Origin of the sequence: Actinomadura logoneensis (genome assembly GCF_003428695.1) — a bacterium.
Taxonomy (GTDB): Bacteria; Actinomycetota; Actinomycetes; order Streptosporangiales; family Streptosporangiaceae; genus Spirillospora; species Spirillospora logoneensis.
In genome coordinates this window covers 1-732 of sequence record NZ_QURH01000397.1, presented here as the reverse complement: position 1 = coordinate 732, position 732 = coordinate 1, and the positions used below count along the sequence as shown (strand labels likewise).

Genomic DNA, 732 nt, shown 5'->3' with positions numbered 1-732 from the left:
GCCGCCTCGCCGGGGGCGGCGGACCGCTCCCCGGCGTCCGCGAACGCGTCGTCCCCGGGCCCGCCCATGCCGGGCCCGGACGGCTGCTCGGGCGGTGCCATGGCTAGGCGCCGCCCTGCTGTCCGGCCGAGACGGCCGAGCGCGGGTCGGCCGACAGGTGCTGGCCCACCCGGGTCACCAGCATCGCCATCTCGTAGGCGATGACGCCGAGGTCGGCCCCGGCGTCCGCCAGCACGGCCAGGCACGCGCCGTGCCCGGCCGCCGAGATGATGAGGAACGAGTTCTCCATCTCCACGATGGTCTGCCGGACGGCGCCGCCGCCGAAGGTCTCCCCCGCGCCGCGGGCGAGGCTCTGGAAGCTCGCCGCGACCGCCGACATGTGCTCGGAGTCCTCGCGGGCGAGCCCGCTGGACGACGCCATGCGCAGCCCGTCGCTGGACAGCACCACGGCGTTCTGCACCTGCGGGACGCGCTGCACCAGGTTGTCGAGCAACCAGTTCAGCTCGCCTGCCGCCGCACCACCGGCCTGTTGGGCTTGTGTCATGGGATCTGGTCCTCCTGGTCGGATGGAGTGGTCGGTTCCGGGGGGCCTGCGGGAGCGGCGTGTGGTTTCGCGTCCTCACGTCCTGCGGCGCGGGTCCGCGCCGCCTCGGTGTCCGGCGCCGCCGCGGGATCGGTCCGCGGTGCGGCGGGTCCGGTCCGCGGCGCACGCGCGCCGGACGCGGACCGGGC

At 76.1% G+C, this 732-nt stretch carries 1 protein-coding gene; it reads right to left on the bottom strand.

Annotated features, from left to right (window positions below):
* Positions 1–103 precede the first annotated feature (103 nt).
* On the bottom strand, positions 104–544 hold the full coding sequence (locus DZF91_RS22935) for a roadblock/LC7 domain-containing protein (protein ID WP_117359471.1): 441 nt from the start codon (positions 542–544) through the stop codon (positions 104–106).
* Positions 545–732: the final 188 nt, after the last annotated feature.

What these genes read in the sequence shown, in the direction of transcription:
- DZF91_RS22935 (WP_117359471.1), bottom strand. Translation starts at nt 544, where the DNA reads ATGACACAAGCCCAACAGGCCGGTGGTGCGGCGGCAGGCGAGCTGAAC.